The organism is Streptomyces sp. NPDC003635, from assembly GCF_053587635.1.
On sequence record NZ_JBSFOK010000009.1, the window covers coordinates 213,111 to 220,911 of the forward strand.

At 71.1% G+C, this 7,801-nt stretch carries 7 protein-coding genes and 1 pseudogene; 5 read left to right on the top strand and 3 right to left on the bottom strand.

Annotated features, from left to right (window positions below; all coding sequences use genetic code 11):
• Positions 1 to 46 precede the first annotated feature (46 nt).
• Entirely contained in the window at positions 47 to 523 is a 477-nt protein-coding gene (gene mscL, locus ACWDRW_RS12110; protein ID WP_451722389.1) for a large conductance mechanosensitive channel protein MscL, read from the top strand.
• A 49-nt stretch (positions 524 to 572) separates the two neighbouring features.
• Here the strand turns inward: mscL and ACWDRW_RS12115 are convergent, their stop codons facing one another.
• Positions 573 to 755 carry a hypothetical protein gene (locus ACWDRW_RS12115; protein ID WP_451722391.1) on the bottom strand — a complete coding sequence of 61 codons (183 nt, stop codon included), beginning with the start codon at positions 753 to 755 and terminating at the stop codon, positions 573 to 575.
• 165 nt (positions 756 to 920) lie between these two features.
• Here ACWDRW_RS12115 and ACWDRW_RS12120 point away from each other — a divergent pair, with 165 nt between their 5' ends.
• The 4 genes from ACWDRW_RS12120 to ACWDRW_RS12135 all read left to right on the top strand — a co-directional run bounded on the left by ACWDRW_RS12120 (position 921) and on the right by ACWDRW_RS12135 (position 5,702).
• Entirely contained in the window at positions 921 to 2,159 is a 1,239-nt protein-coding gene (locus ACWDRW_RS12120) for a low temperature requirement protein A (RefSeq protein ID WP_451722393.1), read from the top strand.
• A gap of 40 nt (positions 2,160 to 2,199) precedes the next feature.
• Positions 2,200 to 3,237, top strand: coding sequence for a P1 family peptidase (locus ACWDRW_RS12125; protein ID WP_451722395.1), 1,038 nt, complete (start codon positions 2,200 to 2,202; stop codon positions 3,235 to 3,237).
• 340 nt (positions 3,238 to 3,577) lie between these two features.
• Positions 3,578 to 4,798, top strand: a complete 1,221-nt coding sequence (locus ACWDRW_RS12130; protein WP_451722396.1) for a L,D-transpeptidase — start codon at positions 3,578 to 3,580, stop codon at positions 4,796 to 4,798.
• 157 nt (positions 4,799 to 4,955) lie between these two features.
• On the top strand, positions 4,956 to 5,702 hold the full coding sequence (locus ACWDRW_RS12135; protein WP_451722398.1) for a DUF6227 family protein: 747 nt from the start codon (positions 4,956 to 4,958) through the stop codon (positions 5,700 to 5,702).
• 78 nt (positions 5,703 to 5,780) lie between these two features.
• Here ACWDRW_RS12135 and ACWDRW_RS12140 read toward each other — a convergent pair whose 3' ends face one another.
• Together ACWDRW_RS12140 and ACWDRW_RS12145 are read right to left on the bottom strand one after the other, a co-directional pair.
• Positions 5,781 to 6,035: a hypothetical protein gene (locus tag ACWDRW_RS12140; protein WP_451722399.1), complete on the bottom strand. Its 255-nt coding sequence runs from the start codon at positions 6,033 to 6,035 to the stop codon at positions 5,781 to 5,783.
• Between the two features lie 121 nt (positions 6,036 to 6,156).
• A pseudogene (locus ACWDRW_RS12145) lies at positions 6,157 to 7,737 on the bottom strand (PTS fructose transporter subunit IIC); the annotation flags it as partial.
• Positions 7,738 to 7,801: the final 64 nt, after the last annotated feature.

The window sequence follows — 7,801 nt, forward strand, 5'->3', positions numbered from 1 at the left end:
GGAGCGGTCCGTTCCACAACTTGCGCGTGCGAGGAGAGTCCCCGAGGTGAGCGAGAAGAAGGAACCGAGCGTCCTGGACGGCTTCAAGGCCTTCCTGATGCGCGGCAACGTCGTCGACCTGGCAGTAGCGGTGGTCATCGGCGCCGCCTTCACCAACATCGTCAACTCGGTGGTGAGGGGCGTGATCAACCCGCTCGTCGGGGCGATCGGCACCAAGAACCTCGACAGCTACAGCTCCTGTCTGAAGGGCCCGTGCGAGAAGGCCGCGGACGGCACGGTCACGAGCGGCGTCATGATCCTGTGGGGCTCGGTCCTCGGGGCGACGCTCTCCTTCGTGATCACCGCGGCGGTGGTCTACTTCCTGATGGTGCTGCCGATGGCGAAGTACCTGGCCCGCCAGGAAGCCCGCCGGAAGGCGAAGGAAGGCACCCACGAGATCATCGAGGTGACCGAGCTGGAGGTGCTCAAGGAGATCCGCGACGAGCTGGTCGCGCAGCGCGGACCGGGGCGCAACGAGTCGTAGCGACGCTCGAAGGTGCGCCGCGCACGGGCGCGCGCCGGGCTCGGCGGGCTCAGATGTGGTGCGGCGGCTTCTCGTCGAGGAAGCGCTTGAGGTCGGCCGCGCTGTCGCTCGTCCCGCTCGGCCGCTCGCCCCACCCGCGGTCGGTGTCGTCCGAGGACTGCTGGTCCAGGGGGTCGTCGAAGATCAGCGCGGCCTTCGGCTCGCGCGGCTCGGGGGCGGGGGCGGTGTCCATGCCTCAAGAGTACGGCCCCGGCCCGCGCCCCGGCCACGGACCGTCCGTGGGCTCATCGGCGGGCATGGCGGCTGACCTGGCCTTTTCGAAGGGGCTTTGGACCCCCGCACCTCTTGTGAATCGCTTCACAAGATTTTCGGCCCCCTATCTGCTGTGCTTGGACCCATGACCTCCAGTTCGTCCCCCTCGTCCGGCGCACCCGTGAGCCGCGGCCCCCTGCGCAAGCTCACATCCCGCGGCCGCGGCGAGACGCACCGAGTCGCCACCCCGCTCGAGCTCTTCTTCGACCTGTGCTTCGTCGTCGCCATCGCCCAGGCCGGTCTGCAACTCGTGCACTCGGTGGCCGAGGCACACCCCGGCGAGGGCATCCTGAACTACGCGATGGTCTTCTTCGCCATCTGGTGGGCGTGGATGAACTTCACCTGGTTCGCCTCGGCCTACGACAACGACGACGTCCTCTACCGCGTCGTCACCCTGGTGCAGATCGCCGGCGTGCTCGTCCTGGCGGCCGGGGTCTCCAAGGCGTTCGAGGACCACGAGTTCCTGGCCGTCTGGCTCGGTTACGTGATCATGCGGCTGGCGATGACGACCCAGTGGCTGCGCGTGGCGCGCTCCACGACCGGGCCGGAGAGAACCGCGGCCCTGCGCTACGCGGGAGGGGTGTTCCTGTGCCAGATCGGCTGGCTGGGACTGGTGATCCTGCCCGAGGGCGCCCGGCCCTGGCTGTTCCTGGTCATGGCGATCCTGGAGATGTGCGTTCCGGCGTACGCGGAGAAGGACCACGCGACGTCGTGGCACCCGCACCACATCGCCGAGCGGTACGGCCTGTTCACGATCATCGTGCTCGGCGAGACGATCGCCGCGGCCACGGTCGCCGTGAAGACCGCCCTCGACGAGAACGAGGCACTGGGCGAGCTCCTGCCGATCGCCGCGGGCGGGCTCCTGATCATCTTCTCCGCCTGGTGGATCTACTTCGTGGTGCCGATCCACGGCCATCTGCGCTCCAACCGGCAGTCCTTCCTCTGGGGCTACGGCCACTACCTGATCTTCGCGTCGGCGGCCGCGATCGGCGCCGGGCTGGAGGTCGCCGTCGAGCAGACCGTCGGCAAGGCGCACATCTCCACGCTGGCCGCGTCGGCCGCGGTGACCCTGCCGACGGCGCTGTACCTGCTCACGGTCTGGGCGCTGCACTCGCGGCACTTCAAGGTGGGCATCGCGCAGCAGCTGGTGCTGCCGACGACGGCCCTGCTCGTCATCGCCTGCACCTTCCTCGGCGACTGGGCAGTGCTCGCGGCGGGCATCGTCTCGGCGCTGGCGGTGGCGGCCGGGACGACGCTGACGGCCCGCAGCACCGCGCGGGGAGACAAGCCTTCGGCGCCCTCGGCGGCGACGCCGACCGGTTGACGTCGCCGGAGCGCGCGCCGGGCTGGACGACACTGGCCCCATGACAGTTGACGCATTGACGGACGTTTCCGGTCTGCGGGTGGGACACGCCACGCGGACCGGCGACGGTTGGCTCACCGGCACCACTGTCGTCCTCGCTCCGGAGGGCGGGGCCGTCGCCGCGGTCGATGTGCGGGGCGGCGGGCCGGGTACCAAGGAGACCGACGCCCTCGACCCGCGCAACGTGGTGCAGAAGGTCGAGGCGGTCGTCCTGACCGGGGGCAGCGCGTACGGACTGGACGCGGCTTCCGGTGTGATGGCCTGGCTGGAGGAGCAGGGGCGCGGGGTGCGCGTCGGGCCGGATCCGGCGCATGTCGTGCCCGTGGTGCCCGCGGCGTGCGTCTTCGACCTGGGGCGCGGCGGCGACTTCCGGGCCAGGCCGGACGCGGCGACGGGGCGGGCGGCGGTCGAGGAGGCCGCGGCGAGCGCCACCGGCGCCCCTGTACGGCAAGGGTGCGTGGGCGCCGGTACGGGGGCGGTGCTGGGTGCGCTCAAGGGCGGGGTCGGGACGGCGAGCATGCTGCTCGACTCGGGGGTCACCGTCGGCGCCCTGGTGGTGGCGAACGCGGTGGGGAGCGCGCTGGATCCGGAAACCGGCGTGCTGTACGGGGAGTTGTACCAGGGGCGCGTGGAGTATCCCGAGGCGCGCGTTCATGAGGCGGCGCGCCGGCGGCTTGCCGAGACCGCGGCGAAGAACGCGCCTCCCCCGCTGAACACGACGCTCGCCGTCGTCGCGACCGACGCGGACCTCTCCAAGGCGCAGGCTCAGAAGCTGGCCGGTACGGCGCACGACGGCATCGCGCGCGCCGTGCGGCCGGTGCACCTGCTCAACGACGGCGACACGGTGTTCGCGCTGGCGACCGGGGCGCGCACGCTCGACGCCGCGAGCCCGCTCGCGCTGAACGACATCCTTGCCGCGGGCGCCGATGTGGTGACCCGCGCGATCGTGCGCGCGGTGCGCGCCGCCGAGTCGGTGGAGGGGACGGGCGGGGCGTGGTCGTCGTACGGGGAGTTGTACGGGGTCGGCCGACGGTCTTGAGGGGCCCGAGACGCCGGGCGGCCCCGGGCTCGCGGAACAACGGGGCGCGGATGTGAGTGGCGTGCGGGCTGCGGGCTGCGGGCTGCGGGCTGCGGGCTGCGGGCTGCGGGTGCACCCAACGACCGTAGTCGCCAAGTCGGTTGCACGGTCAGAGCGTGAGCCGCGCCCGCCCCCGCGACCCGCCTCTCCCGCCACCCTCACCCCACCCCGCTCCCGGATGTCCCGGTTCTGTCACGTGATGGCGTTCATGGCGAATGGAGGGAACCCGACCCGTCGCGGATTCCCTCTATCTGCACGCACCGGATCGGAACACGCACATCACGCGAACTTGGAGCAGACTGTGACAACGCCGAACAAAGCAGCGCGGCGCGCACTGGGGACCTGTGCCGTCCTGATGGTCGGCGCCCTCACCCTCACCGCTTGTGGCGGGAGCGCCGACGCCAAGAACGACGACGACAAGGGGGGCGGCGGCTCGGCCAAGTCGTCGGCCGCGAAGATCGTGATCTCGGCGAAGGACGGCTCGTCGGGCGCGTCGATCAACTCGACCGGCGTGAAGGTCAGCGGCGGCGAGCTCACCGACGTGAAGATGACGGTGGCGGAGACGGGGCAGCCCGTTCCGGGGGCGATCTCGGCGAACGGCGGGAGCTGGAAGCCGAAGGAGCAGCTGGAGCGCGGGACGAGGTACGAGATATCGGCGAAGGCGAAGGACGCGGACGGGAAGACCACAGCGGCCGAGTCGAGCTTCACGACGGTCACGCCGGAGAGCAGCTTCATCGGGACGTACACGCCGGACAACGGGACGACGGTGGGCGTCGGGATGCCGGTGTCGTTCACCTTCGACAAGGCGATCAGCGACAAGAAGGCCGTGCAGTCGGGCATCACCGTCACGTCGAGCAGTGGGCAGGAGGTCGTCGGCCACTGGTTCGGGGGGCAGCGGCTCGACTTCCGGCCCGAGGAGTACTGGAAGGCCGGTTCCAAGGTCACGATGAAGATCGACCTGGACGGGGTCGAGGGCGCGAACGGCGTCTACGGGGTGCAGAAGAAGACCGTGACCTTCACCATCGGACGTTCCCAGGTCTCGACGGTCGACGTCGACACGCAGACGATGACGGTCACGCGGGACGGCAAGACGCTCAAGTCGGTGCCGATATCGGCGGGCAGCGCGGAGTTCCCGACGTACAACGGGCAGATGGTGATCTCCGAGAAGCTCGTCCAGACGCGGATGAACAGCCGAACGGTGAACCTCGCCGACGCGTACGACATCCCGGACGTGCCGCACGCGATGCGGCTGACGACGTCGGGGACCTTCCTCCACGGCAACTACTGGTACAACAAGGGCAATCCGCCCTTCGGCCGGCAGGGGACCAGCCACGGCTGCGTCGGACTCCAGGACGTGCGGGGCGCGCAGGGCGACACGACGGCGAAGTGGTTCTACGACAACTCGCTGATCGGCGACGTGGTGATCGTCAAGAACTCCCCCGACAAGTCGGTTGCGCCGGACAACGGGCTCAACGGATGGAACATGCCGTGGAGCGAGTGGACCGCGGGAAGTGGCGCCTGAGCAGGCACTTCTGACGGTGCGTAAGGCCGCGCGGGAACGATCCGCGCGGCCCGCGCGTTTTACGTGCGTACGTTTTCTCGGTTCCCGGACATGATGTCCGACCGAGGGGCTACGGTATGCACCCACAAGGTGACATGCAGCAACGCCGGGAGAAGCCTTGAGCGTTCCGTACGAGACGGCAGCGTACGAATCCCATGAGTCGCCGGAGTCTCCGGAGGAGCACCTCACGCGACTCCTCGGCCGTGCCCTGAACTCCTTCGAGCTGCCCGACGAGGTGATAGGGCGACTCGACTGCGCGCTCGCGCACGACAGCTCGCTGCACTCCGCGCACCACAGCGCGGGCCGGCACCGCGAGACGTACCGGCACACCTGGCTGCTCGCCGACGGCTCGGCGCTCACCCTGTGGGAGCTCGTGCACAACACCGCGCCGGGCAGCGCCCCGCAGCACGAGGTGTACGCCGACGAGGAGGAGCTGCGCGCCGCCACCGCGCGGCTGCCCCTGCCGCCGGACGCGCCGGACTTCGAGCTGCCGGTGACGGTCCAGTTGTCGCCGGTGCACGCGCCGCGCCACGCGTACGTGCCGGACGACTCCGCCGACCACGCGCGCCGGCTCCTGCGCCGCGCGGAGAACCCCGACCGGCCGGACTCGGACACCGCCGCGCTGCTGACGACGGCCTTCGCGCACCAGATCACGCAGGCCTTCGGGCGCCCCTGCCGTGCGGGGCGCGCCGGGTTGTGCTTCTCGCTCTACGAGCACGCCTTCCTGCTGCGCGACGGCGAGGAGATCTCCCTGTGGGAGGTCGAGCACACGGCCACGCCGGACGGGCGGCACATGTGCGAGGTGTACGTCAGCGAGGACGCGGCCCGGGACGCGATGGAGCGGCGGGCGGCGCAGCTGTCGTAGCGCGCGCCGGCCTGCGTGGTGGCGCGCCGGTGCTCGGGTTCCCGTGGCCACGCCCGGCGCGAAGGCCGCGCTCCGCGCTCAGCGGCCGTCGCTGAGCCGGCGCACCAGGCCCGCGAACGCGTCCTGTTCGGCCGGGGTGAGCTGTACCGACTCCAGGAGCGGGGGCGCCTGTCGCTGCTGCGGGAGGGCGTGCAGGGCGGAGCCGTGGGACCACGCGGCGGCGGTGGGGCGGCTGGCGCGCAGGACGCGGGCCAGCCCGATCACCCAGGCGACGGTCAGCAGGGCGAGCAGACCGACGCCCAGCAGCTGGAAGATCGAGACGTGCTCAGGCATGCGCCCCAGTACACACCACGGTCCGGGACTTTGGGCCCGGACCGTGATGTATCTCGCAGGTGCCGTGAACCACTCACAGCTCCCCAATAGGGGCGCCTCGGAGCACTCAGGGCCGTGATGTTCAGGCCGCCACCGGCTGCTTGGGCTCCGCCGCCGAGGCCGCCAGGTCGGCGCCCGGCTCGGGGGGTGTGGCGCCCGGGGCCGGATTTCGCATGCCCTTCAGTACGACGACCAGGGCCGTGGTGACGCAGACGCCGACCGCGATGGCGACCAGGTAGAGGAGCGGGTTGCCGATCAGCGGGACGACGAAGATGCCGCCGTGCGGGGCGCGCAGGGTGGCGTCGAAGGCCATGGACAGCGCGCCGGTGACCGCCCCGCCCGCCATGGAGGCCGGGATGACGCGCAGTGGGTCGGCCGCCGCGAAGGGGATGGCGCCCTCGGAGATGAAGGAGGCGCCGAGGAACCAGGCGGCCTTGCCGTTCTCGCGCTCGGTCTGCGTGAAGAGCTTGCCGCGGACCGTGGTGGCCAGGGCCATCGCCAGCGGCGGGACCATGCCGGCGGCCATCACCGCGGCCATGACCTTCATCGCGGAGTCGCTGGGGTCGGCGACGGCGATACCGGCCGTGGCGAAGGCGTACGCGACCTTGTTGACCGGGCCGCCGAGGTCGAAGCACATCATCAGGCCGAGCAGGGCGCCGAGCAGGACGGCGTTGGCCCCGGAGAGGCCGTCGAGCCAGTCCGTCATGGCCTGCTGAGCCTCGGCGATGGGCTTGCCGATCACCACGAACATCAGGAAGCCGACGATCAGCGTGGAGATCAGCGGGATCACCACCACCGGCATGATGCCGCGCAGCACCGGCGGGATCCGCACCCGCTGGATCGCCATCACCACGCCACCGGCGATGAGACCGGCCGCCAGACCGCCGAGGAAGCCCGCGTTGATGGTCAGCGAGATCGCGCCGCCGACGAAGCCGGGCACGAGGCCCGGTCGGTCCGCCATGCCGTAGGCGATGTAACCGGCCAGGACGGGGACCAGGAAGCCGAAGGCGACACCGCCGATCTGGAAGAGCAGGGCGCCCCAGCTGTCCACCTGGGTCCAGTCGAAGTGCTCCATCACCGAGGGAGCCTTGTTGATCTCCCAGCCACCGATCGCGAAACCGAGGGCGATCAGCAGACCGCCCGCCGCGACGAACGGAACCATGTAGCTGACGCCGGACATCAGCCACTTGCGGAGCTTGGTGCCGTAGCCCTCGCCGGGCTCACCGGCGCGCTCCACCGGCGTGCCGGTGCGAGCGGGCGCCCCCGCGCTCACCTCCCCGCGCGCCGCCTTCTCGCGCACCTGGGCGATGAGTTCGGCGGGGCGGTTGATGCCCGCCTTCACGCCGACGTCGACCGTCGGCTTGCCCGCGAAGCGGTCCTTGTCCCGTACGGGCACGTCGTGCGCGAAGATCACGCCGTCCGCCGCCGCGACGACCGCCGGGTCGAGCCGGGTGAAGCCGGCCGAGCCCTGGGTCTCGACGACGAGTTCGACGCCCGCGGCGCGGCCGGCGTTCTCGAGGGACTCGGCCGCCATGTACGTGTGGGCGATGCCGGTCGGGCAGGAGGTGACGGCGACGATACGGAAGGGGCGCTCGCCGGTGGCGGCTGAGGCGCCCGGCGCCGGGACGGTTGCGCTCTCGGCGTCCGCGCCCGGCGCCGGGGGGGGCGGTGTGGCCGCTCGCGGTGTTTACACCCGGCGTGAGGGTTTGGATTCCGGACGTGGTCAT